General features: G+C 71.1%; 12 protein-coding genes. 9 read left to right on the forward strand and 3 right to left on the reverse strand.

Features of this window, described 5'->3' with window-relative positions:
* Window positions 1-367: 367 nt before the first annotated feature.
* Together ACWGJY_RS04505 and ACWGJY_RS04510 are read left to right on the forward strand one after the other, a co-directional pair.
* Window positions 368-2,626, forward strand: a complete 2,259-nt coding sequence (locus ACWGJY_RS04505) for an MMPL family transporter (RefSeq protein WP_453259307.1) — start codon at window positions 368-370, stop codon at window positions 2,624-2,626.
* Window positions 2,627-2,743: 117 nt separating this feature from the next.
* Window positions 2,744-3,388, forward strand: a complete 645-nt coding sequence (locus ACWGJY_RS04510; RefSeq protein ID WP_453259308.1) for a hypothetical protein — start codon at window positions 2,744-2,746, stop codon at window positions 3,386-3,388.
* 543 nt (window positions 3,389-3,931) lie between these two features.
* Here ACWGJY_RS04510 and ACWGJY_RS04515 read toward each other — a convergent pair.
* The 3 genes from ACWGJY_RS04515 to ACWGJY_RS04525 form a co-directional block, all read right to left on the reverse strand.
* A complete protein-coding gene (locus ACWGJY_RS04515; RefSeq protein ID WP_453259309.1) occupies window positions 3,932-4,165 on the reverse strand; it encodes a DUF6191 domain-containing protein in 234 nt (77 codons plus the stop codon).
* Window positions 4,166-4,251: 86 nt separating this feature from the next.
* A complete protein-coding gene (locus ACWGJY_RS04520; RefSeq protein ID WP_453259310.1) occupies window positions 4,252-5,427 on the reverse strand; it encodes a PQQ-dependent sugar dehydrogenase in 1,176 nt (391 codons plus the stop codon).
* Window positions 5,428-5,530: 103 nt separating this feature from the next.
* Complete coding sequence (locus ACWGJY_RS04525) at window positions 5,531-6,571, reverse strand: aldo/keto reductase (protein ID WP_453259311.1); 1,041 nt, start codon at window positions 6,569-6,571, stop codon at window positions 5,531-5,533.
* 88 nt (window positions 6,572-6,659) lie between these two features.
* Between ACWGJY_RS04525 and ACWGJY_RS04530 the strand changes: the two genes are divergently transcribed.
* The 7 genes from ACWGJY_RS04530 (at window position 6,660) to ACWGJY_RS04560 (ending at window position 17,890) form a co-directional block, all read left to right on the forward strand.
* The gene (locus ACWGJY_RS04530; protein WP_453259312.1) at window positions 6,660-7,622 is read left to right on the forward strand and encodes a 2-hydroxyacid dehydrogenase; all 963 of its coding nucleotides are present in this window, start codon (window positions 6,660-6,662) and stop codon (window positions 7,620-7,622) included.
* A gap of 304 nt (window positions 7,623-7,926) precedes the next feature.
* A complete protein-coding gene (locus tag ACWGJY_RS04535; RefSeq protein ID WP_453259313.1) occupies window positions 7,927-10,845 on the forward strand; it encodes a putative bifunctional diguanylate cyclase/phosphodiesterase in 2,919 nt (972 codons plus the stop codon).
* A 207-nt stretch (window positions 10,846-11,052) separates the two neighbouring features.
* On the forward strand, window positions 11,053-12,924 hold the full coding sequence (locus ACWGJY_RS04540) for an acetolactate synthase large subunit (RefSeq protein ID WP_453259314.1): 1,872 nt from the start codon (window positions 11,053-11,055) through the stop codon (window positions 12,922-12,924).
* Between the two features lie 39 nt (window positions 12,925-12,963).
* Window positions 12,964-13,488, forward strand: a complete 525-nt coding sequence (gene ilvN, locus ACWGJY_RS04545) for an acetolactate synthase small subunit (protein ID WP_453259315.1) — start codon at window positions 12,964-12,966, stop codon at window positions 13,486-13,488.
* 100 nt (window positions 13,489-13,588) lie between these two features.
* Window positions 13,589-14,587, forward strand: a complete 999-nt coding sequence (gene ilvC, locus ACWGJY_RS04550) for a ketol-acid reductoisomerase (RefSeq protein ID WP_453259316.1) — start codon at window positions 13,589-13,591, stop codon at window positions 14,585-14,587.
* A gap of 270 nt (window positions 14,588-14,857) precedes the next feature.
* Entirely contained in the window at window positions 14,858-16,450 is a 1,593-nt protein-coding gene (gene serA / locus ACWGJY_RS04555) for a phosphoglycerate dehydrogenase (protein WP_453259317.1), read from the forward strand.
* Window positions 16,451-16,750: 300 nt separating this feature from the next.
* On the forward strand, window positions 16,751-17,890 hold the full coding sequence (locus tag ACWGJY_RS04560) for a PRC and DUF2382 domain-containing protein (protein ID WP_453259318.1): 1,140 nt from the start codon (window positions 16,751-16,753) through the stop codon (window positions 17,888-17,890).
* Window positions 17,891-17,925 lie beyond the last annotated feature (35 nt).

Genomic DNA, 17,925 nt, shown 5'->3' on the forward strand with positions numbered 1-17,925 from the left:
TGAGAGACGTGCTGGGCCGCTGTGCTGGTCATGACTCTCCTGGCAAGTCGTCCAGCAGGCTCTCCGTCTCCTCGGGGGAAGGGCCTGCGACCGCAGCATCCCATACACCCTCGAACGAGGAAGGCGGGCGGGTGAAGACCGCGAGCGGCTACCGCACCGACCCCACCCTTCCCGGCTCTTTGTGGGGAAGTCCACAAACACCTCAAAGGATCTCCCCGGACTGGCACCCTGCACGGAAGAAGGAAGAAGCGGGTCCGCCGCTGCCTCACGGGTCTGCGGTGGCCCCGCCCCGTCCCCGTACATCCGCGCTCGGCACCACCCGCTCCCGGGAGATATCGACGCCCAACCCGGGAAGCAGACGAGGTCCGTGACCGCTCTGGCTCGGTGGTGTCTCAGGCGCCGCATCGTGGTGATCGTTCTCTGGCTCGCCGCCTTCTCGGGGGTCGCCGTCGCCGCGGGGCTGACCGGTTCCGCGTACTCGAACAACTACGAGGTGCCCGGGACCGAATCCGGACGGGCCTCGGCCCAGCTGGCCCGCGCCTTCCCCGGACAGTCCGGCGACAGCGACAGCATCGTGTGGCACACGGACTCCGCAACGGTGCGCTCCGCCGCGGTCCGCACGACGATGACGCACACCCTGGAGAAGATCGCCGGGCTGCCCGGCGTCTCCGAGGTGCAGAGTCCGTACGGCCCGCACGGCGCGCGCGCCTCCGGCGGCCGGGGCGCGCAGCAGATCAGCAAGGACGGGCACACCGCCTACGCCCCCGTGGTCTTCGACCGTGCCACCGACGAGCTGGACCCCGCACAGGTCCGCACGGTCGTCACCACCGCGCAGAGCGCGTCCGGCGGCGGCCTCCAGGTCGAGCTGGGCGGCGCCGGGATCGCACTGACCGAGGCGCCGCGCGCCCAGCTCCCGGAGATCATCGGACTGGGCGCGGCGGCCGTGGTGCTCTTCCTTGCCTTCGGTTCGCTCGCCGCGACCCTCCTGCCGATCGTCACCGCGCTGGCCGCCGTCGGCACCGCCTCGGCCGGCATCACCCTGCTCAGCCACGTGATGACGGTCGCCGACTTCGCCCCGATGCTCGGCATGCTGATCGGTCTCGGCGTCGGGATCGACTATGCGCTGTTCATCGTCACCCGGCACCGCAAGGGCCTGCGCGCGGGTCTGCCGGTCGGTGAGGCCGCCGTCCGCGCCGTCGCGGTGTCCGGGCGCGCGGTCGTCTTCGCCGGGGCCACCGTCTGTATCGCCCTGCTGGGCATGCTGATCCTGCGGCTGGGCTTCCTCAACGGCGTGGCCCTCGCCGCTTCGCTGACCGTCGTGCTGACGGTGGCGGCCGCCGTCACCCTGCTGCCGGCGCTGCTCGGGCTGATCGGGATGCGGGCGCTGAGCCGTCGCGAGCGCCGGCGGCTGGCCGAGGACGGACCGCGGCCCGAGCGGCCCGCCGGAATCGCCGCCCGCTGGTCCGGATTCGTCGAGCGGCATCCCAGGCTGCTGGGGGTGGCCGCGGCGGCCGTCATGCTCGTGCTGGCCCTGCCGACCTTCACACTGCACCTGGGCACCTCCGACCAGGGCAACAACCCGGCCACCTCGACCACCCGCAAGGCGTACGACCTGCTGGCGGGCGGCGGCCCCGGCGCCGGACACGGCAGCGGCTTCGGCCCCGGATTCAACGGGCCGCTGACGCTCGTCGGCACCCTGGACGGTGCCAAGGACCGGATCGCCTTCGACGAGCTGCCGCACCGGCTGCGCGACACCCCCGGCATCGCCCAGGTCGGCGCCCCCGAGTACAACGGCAGCCACAGCACCGGCGTGATCACCGTCGTACCCACCAGCGCGCCGCAGTCCCGGCAGACCTCCGACCTGGTGCAGCACCTGCGGACGGAGGTGCTGCCCGCGGCCGCGGAGGCGAGCACGCTGCGGGTACGGGTCGGCGGCATCACCGCGAGCTATGACGACTTCGCGTCCGTCATCGTCGGCAAGCTGCCGCTCTTCATCGGTGTCGTCATCGCGCTCGGCTCGCTCCTGCTGCTGCTCGCCTTCCGCAGCATCGGTATCCCGCTGAAGGCCGCGCTGATGAATCTCGCGGCCGTCGCCGCGTCCTTCGGGATCGTTGTCGCGATCTTCCAGTGGGGCTGGGGCAGCGAAGCGCTGGGGCTCGGCAGCGCCGGGCCGGTCGAACCGTTCCTGCCGGTCATCATGGTGTCGGTGCTCTTCGGCCTGTCCATGGACTACCAGGTGTTCCTGGTCTCCCGGATGTACGAGGAGTGGCAGCTGACGCACGACAACTGCCGGGCGGTACGGGTCGGCCTCGCCGAGACCAGCCGGGTGATCAACTCGGCGGCGGTCATCATGATCGCGGTGTTCGCGGCCTTCATCCTCAGCGGCGACCGGACCATCGCGATGTTCGGCATCGGCCTGGCCTCCGCCGTCGCCCTGGACGCGTTCGTGCTGCGTACGCTCCTGGTGCCCGCCCTGATGCACCTGCTGGGCGGCGCCAACTGGTGGCTGCCGTCCCGGCTCGACCGGTGGCTGCCCCGGATCGGCATCGAGCCGCCGCCGGAGCCGGGCGCGGCGGCGGGGCCGCCCGGACCGCAGGACGGGGAGAAACCGCTGGTAGGGGTGTAGGGCCCGCCCCGGACGGGCCCCTTCGAGGGGGGCCTCGCCCGGCGTGTCGCCGTCCGTCGCCCGCCCGCTGCCGCGGTTCTCATCCGACTCTCAGACACGGCACCTACGGTCGCGACCATGGGAACGACCAGGACGACCGAGAACCGAACCGACGACGAGACGACCGGGCCGGCGCAGGGGGCCAAGGAGACTGCTGCGATCCCGGAGACCACCGAGGCGGAGGCGGCCGCCAAGGCCGGCGCCAAGGCCGACGAGCACGCCGACGACAATGCCGTCCTCGCCGCGCAGGACGAGGAGAGTGACCTCGACGCGGACGATGACGCCGGCCATGACCAGCACACCACCACCGGGCCCGCCGCCGGCGTCGCCGCCGGGGCCGGTGCCGTCGTCGCCGCGGGGCTCGGCCTCGCGTCCGTCACCGGCACCTGGCTCGGCACGACGCTGGCCGAGCGCGCGAACCTGATGGGCCAGATCAAGATCCAGTCGGGCAAGGCCCAGGCCGCGGACCAGATCTCTGCCGTCTACGGCGCCTCCTGGCACACCAATGCCCTGGTCAACGGCGTCTTCGCGCTGCTCGCCGCGATCGCCGCCGTGCTGGTGCTCACCCGCGAGCGCGCCACCTGGGTGCGGGCCGTCGCCTGGGGCGGGCTGGCGCTCGGTGTGCTGGGCATCCTGATCTCCGCGGGCATGTACCTCGACCTGTTCGGGAACATGCCCACCGTCCCCAAGGCCCCCACGGGTGCCGGGCCCACGGCTCCGTAAGGCCACCCGGGGCGCTCTTCGAGCGCGCCGTAAGGGTGCCGCGGGCGGTGCCTGAGGAGCCCGGCAGCAGCATCGCGGGTTTCCGGGCACCGCCCGGGGCCGGAGATCGGGAACTCTCCCGATGTGGCGGACCCCCCTTGGCGACGAGGCTTGAGCACATCGGCAAGCCGTCGGGACACCACCTCACCGTCGTCAGGGGAGAGACCATGTACCGCTCCGAGCAGGTACCGCTCCGAGCCGGCGATCCGGGTCCGTCACGAAGCGCTGCGCCGCGAGGCCGGCCGGCAGCGCCCGGCGCGCGAGGCGGACGGGGCCCGGAGGCCGGGCGCCGCGGCGCCGCCCGTTCCGGGGCGGACGAACCCGGAGGGCGGGTGACCACCCGCGGCCGGTGGGCGCGGATCCGCCGCGCCACCGCCTGACCGCGAGGCTCCCGTGCCGTCCCGGGCACCGGACCCGCGGGCCGTCCCACAGCCGTCCGCCCGGCCCCGGGTGCTCCTCGCACCGGGCCGGGCGTTCCGCCTGCCGAAACCCCCTGCCGGACGGTCAGATCCCGGTGCGATGCTGACGAGCGCGGAGACCAGGGCCGTGGCCGGCCGGGGTGCCCTCGTCCGGGGCCGGCCGGGGTGCCCTGACGACGACGGTCCCCGAGGAGAGGTCGATCGGGCCCGTGCCGGGATCGCCGTCGCCCACGTCATCGACGACGAGCGACATCTTCTGCCGCTCCTCGTCGGTGTGCTTGCGCCCCGGCGCGAACAGTTCCTCCGCGATGTTGAACATGGTGCCGTGCCCCCTCTTCGGTTGACGCGCACCCGTCCCCCTGCCCGAGTGTAGGCAGCAGGGCACCCGGAAAGGGGATCAGCCGGTCAGCTCACCTGGAGGCGGAGAATCCGGTCATCGCCCTTGCGCGGCCTGCCCCGGCCGTCCGTATTGCTGGTAACCAGCCACAACGCACCGTCCTCGGCGGCCACGACGGTCCGCAGCCGCCCGTAGGTGCCCGTCAGGAAGGCCTGGGGAGCCGCCACCGGCCTCGTCCCGTTCAGGGGGATCCGCCACAGTCGTTCACCGCGCAGCGACGCCATCCAGATCGAGCCCTTGGCGTAGGCGATGCCACTGGGCGAGGCGTCCGCGGTCCTCCACTCCTCGACCGGGTCCACGAACCCGGCACCCGCCGCCGCGCCCTTGGCCTTGCCCTCGGCCTCCGGCCAGCCGTAGTTCCTGCCCGGCTCGATGAGATTGAGCTCGTCCCAGGTGTTCTGCCCGAACTCCGAGGCCCACAGGCGTTTGTCCCGGTCCCAGGCCAGCCCCTGCACATTGCGGTGCCCGTAGTCGTACACCACCGAGTCCGCCTCGGGGTTGCCGTGCGCCGGTTCGCCGTCCGGCGTCATCCGGAGGATCTTGCCGCCCGGCGACTTCTTGTCCTGGGCCAGTGCGGTCTCGCCGCTCTCACCGGTACCGGCGTAGAGCATCTTGTCCGGGCCGAAGGCGATCCGGCCGCCGTTGTGGATCCGGCCCTTGGGGATGCCCTTGAAGATCGTGTCGGGCGCACCCAGCTGATTGCCCTGCGGGCGCTTCTCGTCGTAGATCATGCGGGCGATGCGGTTGTCGGACACGGTGGTGAAGTACGCGTACACCTCGTGGTCCGCCCCGAACGCCGAGGACACCGCGATCCCCAGCAGCCCGCCCTCGCCCCCCGGGTCCACGCCCGGCACCGACCCCAGCTCGGTGATCTTCCCGCCGTGCGCCGCAACCCGGACGATCTTCCCGGTGTCACGGGAGGAGACCAGCAGATCCCCGCCCGGCAGCACCGCCACGCCCCAGGGCGACTTCAGCCCGGTGGCCAGGGTGCCGGTCACCTTCACCGACCCCTTGGCGGGCGGTGCGGGGGACGACGGTGCGGCGCTCGGCGAGGCGGCGGCGCCGGGGCCCTTGGCCGGGGCGGACCCCGCCCCGCCCTGGGGCTGCGCGCCGCCGGACGAACAGCCCGCCGCCAGGAGCAGCGAAGCGGCGGCCAACACGGCGGTCCCAGAACGGCGTCGCACGGCAGAGGTCCTCTCGTCGGCAGGGCGTGGACAAGAACACCACATCGCGGCCCCCGCCGCGCCGTGGACGGCTCGTCGGGGCCCCCGCCGCGCCGTGGACGGCTCAATACCAGGACCCGCGCGCCGGCGGCAGCGAGGCTATCTCCGCCAGGTCCTCGCGGGTGAGTGCCAGCTCCGAGGCCTTGGCGTTCTGCGCGGCCCAGCTTTCCTTCTTCGTGCCCGGCACCGGAACCACGTGCCGGCCCTGCGCCAGCGTCCACGCCAGCGCCACCTGCCCCGGCGTGGCACCGTAGCGGGCGCCGACCCGCCGCAGCCCGGCCACCACCGGCTGGTTCGCGGCCATCATCTCCGCGGTGAAGCGGGGGTGGCGGGCCCGTATGTCCTCCGGTTCGAAGCCCTGCCCCGGGGTGAGGGTGCCGGTCAGATAGCCGTTCCCCAGCGGCATCGCCGCCAGGAAGCCGACGCCGCGCGACGCACACCACGGCAGCAGCTCCTCCAGCGCCTCCGGCGACCACACCGACAGCTCCGCCTGCACACTGCTGACCGGGAACACCTGCTGGATGCGCTCCAGTTGGGCCAGCGTGCCGTCGTGCATCCGGGAGCGGGGGCGCGCCCTGCCGCCCGCCGGGCGCCGCTCCGCACGGGCCGCGCGGGCCGGCCGTACCGCCCGCGCGCCCACCGCGCACAGCCCCAGCGACCGCACCTTCCCCGCCGCCACCAGCTCCGCCATCGCTCCCCAGGTCTCTTCCACGGGCACCTCGGGATCGGCCCGGTGCAGCTGGTAGAGATCGATACGGTCGGTCTGCAGCCGGCGCAGCGAGGCGTCACAGGCGCGCTTGACGTAGCCGGGCCGCCCGTTGGCGACGATGTGCTGCTCGCCCACCAGCAGCCCGCACTTGGTCGAGACGAACGCGTCCGCCCGCCGCTCCTTGAGCACTCGCCCCACCAGCAGCTCGTTGGTGAACGGGCCGTACATATCGGCGGTGTCCAGCAGGCTGCACCCCCGGTCCAGCGCGGTGTGCACGGCCCGCAGCGAGCTGTCCAAGCTGCGCTGCGACTCGGTGTACCCCCAGCTCATCGGCATACAGCCGAGCCCTATGGCGCCCACTTCGAGAGCCGCCGCACCGATTGTCCTGCGCTCCACCTGGTTGTGCCTCCATCCCCTCGCCCCCGGTCAAGGGCCAGACCAAACTAACGTCTGAGCAGAACGTCTCTTCGCATAGCCTGCGGCCATGGCAACCGCAGACCGGCGTACCGAAGCGAACGACGTATGGCTCCCGATCCCGCCCGGCGAGATCGACGGCCTCCCCGACGGCTTCCCTTACGTCCACTGGGACGCCGGCCCCGACTACCCGGCCGACCCCGCCCGGTGCGCGTTCTACGCCGTCCCCTACATGAAGGACGCGGAGGTCTGCCTGCGTGCGCTGTCCCGGATGAGCCGGGTACGGGTGGTGCAGACCCTCACCGCCGGTATCGAGCACATGCTCCCCGGGCTGAAGTGGATGCCGTCCGGCGCTCTGCTGTGCAACGCCCGGGGGCTGCACGACGCCAGCACCGCCGAGCTGGCGCTCACCCTGATGCTGGCGGCGCTGCGCGATATCCCCGGGTTCGTACGGGGCCAGGACGCGGGGGAGTGGCGGAAGGGCTTCCAGCCTGCGCTTGCCGACAAGTCGGTCCTCATTGTGGGCTATGGTTCGATCGGCAGTGCCATCGAAGACCGGCTCACACCTTTTGAATGTGCGCGGGTGGCGCGCGTCGCACGCACCGCTCGTGACACTGTGCGCGGTCCTGTGCATCCACTCTCCGACGTGTCCGCCCTCTTGCCCGACGCGGACGTGGTCGTGCTGGCAACTCCGCTCACCGAAGCGACGCGTGGCCTGGTCGGAACCGATTTCCTGGCCCGGATGAAGGACGGCGCACTGCTGGTGAACATCGCGCGCGGCGCCGTCGTCGACACCAAGGCGCTCCTTGCCGAACTGGAATCCGGACGGCTGCGCGCGGCACTCGATGTCACCGATCCGGAACCCCTGCCCCCCGGGCATCCGCTGTGGCACGCTCCTGGCGTGCTCATCACTCCACACGTCGGGGGCCCCAGCTCTGCCTTCCTGCCCCGTGCGAAGCGGCTGCTGCGCGACCAGTTGACGCTTTTCGCGGCCGGCGAGCCGCTGCGGAACGTGGTCGTCACCGCCGACTGACCGGTTGCGAGTAGCGCTACGAGGCCGTACGAATGCAAAGAGTGTTCGCAAGTCGCTGACAGTCACGCTCCGTAGAGATGCTATGTCCCTGAGTGACGGAACTGGTGTATCGTCCCGAGCGGGGACGACGCCGGGAAGGATGCGGCGCGTGCGAAAGATCCGGAACTCGAGGGGGGCGACGGGCGATGTACAGCCGATGGATGATTCGCGAGAAGCGCGATCCACGAGCGCCCACGGGAATACTGCGAGGTCCCCAGGCGCACCGCTCGCGACGACGCCTGGTCCGGGTGAGGGGAAGAGTCCGGTGAGCGCCCCCGGGGCGATGCTCTCCCGGCCGCCGGCGTCGGCCGGCAATCCGCCGGGCGCGGTGCCGCAGATCGTCCTCGCCGTCGCCTGCGGCGGCTATGCCGTCGGCGCCGCTTTCGGCTGGGGATCGCCTGAAGTCGCCGCGTTCATGGGGGACTTCGGCCTCAGTTTCGCGGCGTTCCTGGCAGCCTTCTCCTGCGGTCTGTACGCCCGCAAGAGCCGCAGCCGGTTCCGCCCGGCCTGGATGCTCTTCGCCGCCTCGTCCGGGATGGCCGGACTCGGCAACGGCGTATGGGGCTGGTACGAGGTCGTCCAGCGCACCGCGGTGCCCAGCCCGTGCCTGGCCGACTTCTGCTTCCTGCTGTTCGCGCCACCGGCCATCGTCGGTCTGCTGGTGCTCGCCAAGAGGCCGGTGACCAGGGCCGGTTGGGTCTGCCTGGGCCTCGACTCCTGGCTGATCGCAGGATCGCTGGTCACCCTCTCATGGAGCCTCGCGCTCGCACACACCGCCCACTTCCAGGGCCGCAGCGTGGCCCAGAGTGCCCTGTCGCTGGCCTATCCGCTGCTGGACATCGTGCTGGTGAGCATGGTGCTCGCGCTGCACTTCCGGCGCTCCTCCGTGCACCGCTCGGCCATCAACACCGCCGTCGCCGCGCTGGCGCTGACCGTGCTGTGCGACGCCCTGTTCAGCTCGCCGCTGCTGCGCGAGCACTACCGCTCCGGGCAGATCCTGGACGCCGGGTGGTTCGCCGGCTCGATACTGCTCGCGTATGCGCCCTGGGTCGCCCGCCGCGTGGGCGAGGAGTGCCCCGAGGAGGACGTCAAGCCCGCCGCCCGCCCGGTCCCGCCGCCCGGCAGCCGCCCGATCGCGGGCTCCCTCGCCGCGCTGACCCCCTACCTCGCCGCCGCCGTCTGCACCCTGGGCATCCTCACCAACGTCCTCGACGGGCGGCGCATCGACCGCGTGGTGCTCTTCACCGGCTGCACGGTCGTGCTGGCGCTGGTGGTCCGTCAGGGCATCATGCTGCTCGACAACATCACCCTGACCCAGGAACTCGCGCAGAAGGAGAACCACTTCCGCTCCCTGGTGCAGGGCTCCAGCGACGTCATCATGATCGCCGCCCCGACCGGTGTGCTCCGCTATGTGAGCCCCGCCGCCGCAGGTGTCTACGGGCGCGACGCCGAGGAGCTGGTCGGCTCCGAGCTGGCTTCACTGATCCATCCCGACGACCTCGGCCGGGTGGTGCACGAGGTCCGCAGATTCCTCGCCGCCGCCCCCGAGGACGAACCGACCACCCGTATCGAGTGCCGCTTCCGCGCCGGCGAGCAGCGCTCCGGCGGCGACGGCTGGCTGAACGTCGAATCCACGGTCAACCGCCACCACGGCGGCCTGATCTTCAACTCCCGCGATGTCACCGAACGCGTCCGGCTGCAGGCCCAGCTCCAGCACAACGCCTCACACGACGCGCTCACCGACCTGCCCAACCGCGCGCTGTTCACCGAACGCGTCACCCAGGCCGTCACCGGCCGCCGGGCCAGCGACCACGACACCGCCGTGCTCTACATCGACCTGGACGGCTTCAAGCAGGTCAACGACACCATCGGCCATCAGGCGGGCGACGAACTGCTGGTGCAGGCCGCCCGCAGGCTCGGTGACTCGGTGCGCTCCGGGGACATAGCGGCGCGGCTGGGCGGCGACGAATTCGCCGCCCTGATCACCGGCGACGGCACCCGCGACCACGCCGCCCGCGAATTCCGTATCCACGAGATCGCCGACCGGCTGCGCATCAAGCTCACCGAGCCCTACCGCATCGACGGCCGGGACGTCCGGGTGGCGGCCAGTATCGGCGTCGCCTTCGCCGACCCCGGTGTGAGCCCCGCGGGCCTGCTGCGCAACGCCGACCTCGCGATGTACCGCGCCAAGCAGGCCGGCAAGGGCCGGGTGGAGTTGTACGCACCTCAGATGCAGAGCGAGGTGGCACACCGTGCCGAGCTCGCCAGCAAGCTCCGTACGGCCCTGCACGACGGCGCGTTCACGCTGCTGCACCAGCCGGTGGTGGAGCTGTCCGGCGGCCGGGTCACCGCGGTCGCGGCCCACGCCCGCTGGCGCTCCGCCCAGGGCATCCTCTTCACCCCGGCCGAATTCCTGCGGGTCGGCGACCGCGGGCGGCTCACCGACGACGGCGACCGCGCCGCGGAGCTGGACCGCTGGCAGCTGGAGGAGGCCGTCGAACAGGCCGCCGCCCGTCACCGCGCCGGGTTCACGGTCCCGGTGGCGGTCCGGCTCCCCGCCCGTCGGCTGATGGACCATGCGCTGTCCCCCAAGGGCGTCGAGTCGCTGCTCACCCGGCACGGCCTGCCCTCGCGCGCGCTGGTGCTGGAACTGTCCGAAAGCGATTCCCGGATCCCGCTCGACGACCTGGAGCGCCGGTTGGTCGCGCTGCGCCGCCTGGGCGTACGGATCGCCCTCGACGGCTTCGGCAGCGGATATGCCGCCATCAGCGCGCTGCGCCGGCTCCCGGTCGACATCCTGCGGCTGGACCGCGGGCTGGTCGACGGCGTGGTGGAGTCCGCCCGGCTGCACAAGATCACCGCAGGACTGCTGCGGATCGCCGGCGACCTGGGGATGCAGTCCGTCGCGGACGGCGTCGATCTGCCCGAGCAGGTTCTCGCGCTGCGCTCCATGGGCTGCACGCACGGCATGGGCATGGCCTTCTCCGGACCGCTCGACGAACACCGGCTGCGGCGGTCCCTGTCGCACGCCCACTATCCGGTGCCGGAGCTGCCGGGCCAGAGCCGGGCGGTGGTGCTCACCGGCAGCGGACTGCCCGTCCGGCACGGCCCACTGGCGGGTCCGGATTCGCTCGCGCATCCGCCATTGCGCTCAAATAGTGAGACCCCCGTCCCACCCACTTGACACTCAGTGCGCGGCGGGGGGAAGGTCAGTGCCATGCGCACCCGAATTCTCGTACTTGGAAAGCGCGTCGGCTGAAGCCGGGTCACTGACGAAACCCGGTAACCGCACCGACGCGCTCCCCTCGCTTGCCACCTGGCACGGGGGGTTTTTTGTTGCACACGACCTCACAAATCCCGTCAAAACCCTCAGCTTCGAGAAGAGACGCAGATGACCGAGCAGGCCTCCGGGGCCCACCATCCGCAGCCGCGGGCCCGTCACTCCGGCGGACCGCAGCAGCCCGCCACCGTCGAGCACGTCACGGGCGCGCAGTCCCTGATCCGTTCGCTCGAGGAGGTCGGGGCCGACACCGTGTTCGGCATTCCCGGCGGTGCGATCCTGCCTGCGTACGACCCGATGATGGACTCCTCGAAGGTCCGGCACGTCCTGGTGCGCCACGAGCAGGGCGCCGGCCATGCGGCCACCGGATACGCCCAGGCCACCGGCAGGGTCGGGGTGTGCATGGCAACTTCCGGTCCGGGTGCCACCAACCTCGTCACCCCGATCGCCGACGCCCATATGGACTCCGTCCCGCTGGTCGCGATCACCGGCCAGGTCGCGTCCAAGGCGATCGGCACGGACGCCTTCCAGGAGGCGGACATCTGCGGCATCACGATGCCGATCACCAAGCACAACTTCCTGGTCACCGACCCTGCCGAGATCCCCCGGACGATCGCCGAGGCGTTCCACATCGCGGCCACCGGCCGCCCCGGCCCGGTCCTGGTCGACATCGCCAAGGACGCCCTCCAGGCGCAGACCACCTTCGTCTGGCCGCCGCACACCGAGCTCCCCGGCTACCGCCCGGTGACCAAGCCGCACGCCAAGCAGATCCGCGAGGCCGCCCGGCTGATCGCCGAGTCCAAGCGCCCGGTGCTCTACGTCGGCGGCGGGGTGATCAAGGCCGGCGCCACCGCCGAGCTGAAGGTGCTCGCCGAGCTGACCGGCGCCCCCGTCACCACCACCCTGATGGCGCTGGGCGCCTTCCCCGACAGCCACCCGCAGCATGTCGGCATGCCCGGTATGCACGGTGCGGTCACCGCCGTCACCGCGCTGCAGAAGTCGGACCTGCTGATCACCCTCGGCGCCCGCTTCGACGACCGCGTCACCGGCAAGCTGGACTCCTTCGCGCCGTATGCCAAGGTCGTGCACGCGGACATCGACCCGGCGGAGATCGGCAAGAACCGCGTCGCGGACGTGCCGATCGTCGGTGACGCCCGGGAGGTCATCGCCGATCTGATCGTCGCCGTCCAGGCCGAGCACGACGCCGGCCACAAGGGCGACTACAGCGCCTGGTGGAAGGACCTCAACCGCTGGCGCGACACCTACCCGCTCGGCTACGACCAGCCCGACGACGGCAGCCTCTCCCCGCAGCAGGTCATCGAGCGGATCGGGCAGCTCGCCCCCGCCGACACCATCTACGCCGCGGGCGTCGGCCAGCACCAGATGTGGGCCGCCCACTTCATCGGCTACGAACAGCCCTCGACCTGGCTGAACTCCGGCGGCGCCGGGACGATGGGGTACGCCGTCCCCGCCGCGATGGGCGCCAAGGCCGGCCGGCCCGACCGTACGGTCTGGGCGATCGACGGCGACGGCTGCTTCCAGATGACCAACCAGGAACTGGTCACCTGCGCGCTGAACAACATCCCGATCAAGGTCGCGATCATCAACAACGGCGCGCTGGGCATGGTCCGCCAGTGGCAGACCCTGTTCTACAACCAGCGTTACTCCAACACCGTGCTGCACTCCGGCCCCGAGGCCGACGGCCTCGTGACGGCCGGCAAGGCCAGCGGCGGCACCCGCGTCCCGGACTTCGTGAAGCTGTCCGAGGCGATGGGCTGTGTCGCGATGCGCTGCGAGGACCCGGCCGAGCTGGACGCGGTCATCGCCAAGGCCAATGCCATCAATGACCGCCCGGTCGTGATCGACTTCATCGTCCACGAGGACGCCCAGGTGTGGCCGATGGTCGCCGCCGGTACCTCCAACGACGAGGTCATGGCCGCCCGGGGTGTGCGTCCCGACTTCGGCGACAACGAAGACGACTGACCCAGGACGACACGGACGCACGGAAGAAGAGAGAAGACCATGTCCAAGCACACGCTCTCCGTCCTGGTGGAGAACACCCCCGGCATCCTCGCCCGGATCGCCGCGCTGTTCTCCCGCCGCGGCTTCAACATCGACTCGCTCGCGGTCGGGGTCACCGAGCACCCCGACATCTCCCGCATCACCATCGTCGTCAGCGTCGAGTCGCTGCCGCTGGAGCAGGTCACCAAGCAGCTCAACAAGCTCGTCAACGTCCTGAAGATCGTCGAGTTGGAGCCGGGCGCCGCGGTCCAGCGCGAACTGGTCCTGGCCAAGGTCCGCGCCGACAACGAGACCCGCTCGCAGGTCGTCGAGATCGTCCAGCTCTTCCGCGCCAAGACCGTGGACGTCTCGCCCGAGGCCGTCACCATCGAGGCCACCGGGTCGAGTGAAAAGCTGGAAGCGATGCTCAAGATGCTGGAGCCGTTCGGGATCAAGGAGCTGGTGCAGTCCGGCACCATCGCCATAGGCCGTGGCGCCCGTTCCATCACGGACCGCTCGCTGCGCGCCCTGGACCGTTCGGCCTGACCCCGCGGTCCGCCGGGACCGTATGGCGAGACCACCCGACCTTTCCCACCCCGCCCGACGTACTGTGTGGGCACCCGCTAGATCCAAGGAGATACCCGAAGTGGCCGAGCTGTTCTACGACGACGATGCCGACCTGTCCATCATCCAGAACCGCAAGGTCGCGGTCATCGGCTACGGCAGCCAGGGCCACGCCCACGCGCTGTCCCTGCGCGACTCGGGTGTCGACGTGCGGGTCGGTCTGCACGAGGGCTCCAAGTCCAAGGCCAAGGCCGAGGAGCAGGGCCTGCGCGTGGTGACCCCCGCGGAGGCGGCCGCCGAGGCCGACGTCATCATGATCCTGGTGCCGGACCCGATCCAGGCCAAGGTCTACGAGGAGTCCATCAAGGACCAGCTGAAGGACGGCGACGCGCTGTTCTTCGGCCACGGCCTGAACGTCCGCTACGGCTTCATCAAGGCTCCGGCCGGTGTGGACGTGTGCATGGTCGCCCCCAAGGGGCCGGGCCACCTCGTCCGCCGCCAGTACGAGGAAGGCCGTGGCGTGCCCTGCATCGCGGCCGTCGAGCAGGACGCGACCGGCAACGGCTTCGCGCTGGCCCTCTCGTACGCCAAGGGCATCGGCGGCACCCGCGCCGGCGTCATCAAGACGACCTTCACCGAGGAGACCGAGACCGACCTGTTCGGTGAGCAGGCCGTCCTGTGCGGTGGCGCCTCGGCGCTGGTCAAGGCCGGTTTCGAGACCCTGGTCGAGGCGGGCTACCAGCCCGAGATCGCGTACTTCGAGTGCCTCCACGAGCTCAAGCTGATCGTGGACCTGATGTACGAGGGCGGCCTGGAGAAGATGCGCTGGTCGGTCTCCGAGACCGCCGAGTGGGGCGACTACATCACCGGCCCGCGGATCGTGAACGAGAACACCAAGGCCGAGATGAAGAAGGTGCTCGCCGAGATCCAGGACGGCACCTTCGCCAACAACTGGATGGCGGAGTACAACGCCGGCCTGCCGAAGTACCACGAGTACAAGAAGGCCGACGAGAACCACCTGCTGGAGACCACCGGCAAGCAGCTGCGCAAGCTGATGAGCTGGGTGGACGACGAGGCGTAAGCCGAACGGACAGGGGGTCGCGAAACAGCTCGCGGCCCCCTCGTCCATGCGCCCGGCCACGGCCGCCGCGGCGCCTTGTCCACCGCGTGGAACCACGCACGGGTGATCCTTCCGCAACGGCACAGGACGCGCCCCCCGCCGCCACTACACTGCAATGCACAAGCGCGTCAGGCTCACAGCGTCGTGCGTCTTCCACGCGGCTTTCCCCCTTCACCGCCTTCGGCCGTCGGGACGGCCGTCCGCGAAGGACTAGTGAGGACTGAAGACCACGTGAGCTCGAAACCTGTCGTATTGATCGCCGAAGAGCTGTCGCCCGCCACGGTCGACGCCCTCGGTCCGGACTTCGAGATCCGGCACTGCAACGGCGCGGACCGCGCCGAGCTGCTCCCTGCGATCGCCGATGTCGACGCCGTCCTCGTGCGCAGCGCGACGAAGGTCGACGCCGAGGCCATTGCCGCGGCCAAGAAGCTGAAGGTCGTCGCCCGCGCGGGTGTGGGCCTGGACAACGTCGACGTCTCCGCCGCCACCAAGGCCGGCGTGATGGTCGTCAACGCTCCGACCTCCAACATCGTCACCGCCGCCGAGCTGGCCTGCGGTCTGCTGGTGGCCACGGCCCGCAACATCCCGCAGGCCAACACCGCCCTCAAGAACGGTGAGTGGAAGCGCAGCAAGTACACCGGCGTCGAGCTGAGCGAGAAGACCCTCGGTGTGGTCGGTCTCGGCCGGATCGGCGTCCTGGTCGCCCAGCGGATGTCGGCGTTCGGCATGAAGGTCGTCGCCTACGACCCCTACGTCCAGCCGGCCCGCGCCGCGCAGATGGGCGTCAAGCTGCTGACCCTGGACGAGCTGCTGGAGGTCGCGGACTTCATCACCGTGCACCTCCCCAAGACGCCCGAGACCGTCGGTCTTATCGGCGACGAGGCGCTGCACAAGGTCAAGCCGTCGGTCCGGATCGTCAACGCCGCGCGCGGCGGGATCGTCGACGAGGCGGCGCTGGCCACCGCGCTGAAGGAGGGCCGGGTGGCCGGCGCGGGCCTCGACGTCTACGCGACCGAGCCCTGCACCGACTCGCCGCTCTTCGAGTTCGACCAGGTCGTCGCCACCCCGCACCTCGGTGCCTCGACGGGGGAGGCGCAGGAGAAGGCCGGTATCTCGGTCGCCAAGTCGGTGCGCCTGGCGCTGGCCGGCGAGCTGGTGCCGGACGCGGTCAACGTCCAGGGCGGGGTGATCGCCGAGGACGTCAAGCCGGGTCTGCCGCTGGCCGAGCGCCTGGGCCGGATCTTCACCGCGCTGGCCGGCGAGGTCGCCATGCGGCTGGATGTCGAGGTGTACGGCGAGATCACCCAGCACGACGTCAAGGTGCTCGAACTCTCCGCGCTCAAGGGCGTGTTCGAGGATGTCGTGGACGAGACGGTGTCCTACGTCAACGCCCCGCTGTTCGCGCAGGAGCGCGGCGTGGAGGTGCGGCTGACGACCAGCAGCGAGTCGCCCGAGCACCGCAATGTGGTGACCGTGCGCGGCACCCTCGCGGGCGGCGACGAGGTGTCGATCTCCGGCACGCTCTCCGGCCACAAGAACACCCAGAAGATCGTCGCGGTCGGGGACCACTCCATCGACCTGTCGCTCGCGGACCACATGGCCTTCCTGCGCTACAGCGACCGCCCCGGTGTCGTCGGCACCGTCGGCCGGATCCTGGGCGAGGCGGGCATCAATATCGGCGGGATGCAGGTTTCCCGGGCCGATGTCGGTGGCGAGGCGCTGGTCGCGCTGACCGTCGACGACACGATTCCGCCGAATGTGCTCAACGAGATCGCCGAGGAGATCGGCGCGACTTCCGTGCGCGCGGTGAACCTCGGCGGCTGATCCGTAGGTTTTCGCAGGTCAACGGGCCTGGACCCCGCTTGGGCGGTGTCCGGGCCCGTTCGCGTGCCCGCATCGTACGGACGCCGGCACGTTCCGCGACTCCACGTCCGGAGATGTCTCATGCGTCAACCATTCACCCGAATGGCGTATTCGGTGGTCGGCTCGCGGGGACCGTCGGCGCCGTCGTGGGGCCGCCGGAGCCGCCCACCGCCGCTCCCGCCGAGTCGCAGCGGGGATGCTCGCGTCGCGCAATGGGACTGTGCGTGCCTCCGCCGGTGCGTGCGGAAGGAGAGAGACGCCATGAATGCACCCCTGGGTGACGCCCCGCAGAGCCTGACCGGCCTGCATGTGGTCGATGCGGACGGCGCGAAGCTGGGCACGGTCCAGCAGGTCTACCGGGACGATGCCACCAACGACCCCGAGTGGATCACGGTGCGTACCGGGCTGTTCGGGATGAAGGAGACCTTCATTCCGCTCGCCGGGGCCCGTCGGACCGGCGATGAACTGCATGTGCCGCACTCCAAGGAAACCATCAAGGCGGCGCCGCGGATCGACGCCGACGGTCATCTCGACCCGTCCGAAGAAGCCGGGCTCTACCGCCACTACGGGATGGCCCGGCCGGGCACGTCCGGCTCCGGTGGACCCGAGGGTGTTGCCGGTGACACCGCGCGCTCCGACACGGTCGCGTCGGCCGGGCCGCCGCCCCGGATGACCGGCGGTGCGACGGGCGTGACGGGCATGACGGGCATGACGGGCATGACGGGCGCGACGGGCGCGGCCAGGGAGCCGGGTGAGTCGGATACGCCGAGCGGGGCAGGGGCGTCGGGCGCGGCCGGCACGGCGGACGGGGCGGGCAGGACGGAGACCAGGGCCCGCACGAGGAGCAACGCCGCTTTCCCCACCCGCGCGGACGGCGAACGGAACAAGCTGACCGACCGGCCGATGGCGGGTGCCGGTGCCGGTGCCGGTGCCGGTGTGCGGTCGGGGCCGGGGTCGGGCGACCGCGGGGAGGCGGACACCGTGCACGGCAAGGAGCAGGCCCCCGAGGTGGTGCTCTCCGAGGAGCGGATGCAGATCGGCACCGAGGAGCACGAGAGCGGGCGGGCCCATCTGCGCAAGCGGGTGGTGACCGAAGAGGTGCACCGCACCGTCCCGGTCACCCACGAGGAGGTGCGGGTGATCCGCGAGCCGATCACCGAGGACGAGCGCCGGACCGGCCGGACCGCCCCACGGATCGGGGAGGGCGGGGAGGTCGAGGTCGTCCTGCACGAGGAACAGGCCACCATCAGCAAGAAGACCGTGCCGGTCGAGCGGGTGCGGCTGGAGACCGAGCGGGTGACCGAGCAGAAGGAGGTCAGCGCCGAGATCCGCAAGGAAGAGGTGGAGATCGACGACGGCACGCACCGGCGCAAGGGGCCCGGACCCGACCCTCGCCGGTGACCGTGCGGATGCCGTGGTGTGCGGCCGGAGGAATG

The sequence above is a fragment of the Streptomyces sp. NPDC054765 genome (assembly GCF_053612065.1).